1 pseudogene is annotated in these 233 nt (G+C 59.7%); it reads left to right on the forward strand.

Annotated elements, in window-relative coordinates:
* Positions 1-61 precede the first annotated feature (61 nt).
* Positions 62-233, forward strand: a pseudogene (locus AX681_RS21240) (MucR family transcriptional regulator); the annotation flags it as partial.

Here is a 233-nt window from a genome sequence, read left to right on the forward strand (position 1 = left end):
GCTTAGCGTATATCTGGGTCCGTTCTATGTACTGACCCCAAATCTGTGCCATTGGTGCTGACGGCGGACAAGCGGACATGGACTCACGCCCGAGCAATATCGGGAACGCTACAATCTGAAGCCGGACTACCCGATGGTGGCAGAGGCGTATTCAGAAGCCCGGCGCGCTATGGCAAAGAAAATCGGTTTGGGGCGCAAGCCTGGTCCGCACGCAGCACCGGCCCACCCGAGCC

The sequence above is a fragment of the Sphingomonas sp. CCH9-E2 genome, assembly GCF_001557215.1.
GTDB lineage: Bacteria > Pseudomonadota > Alphaproteobacteria > Sphingomonadales > Sphingomonadaceae > Sphingomonas.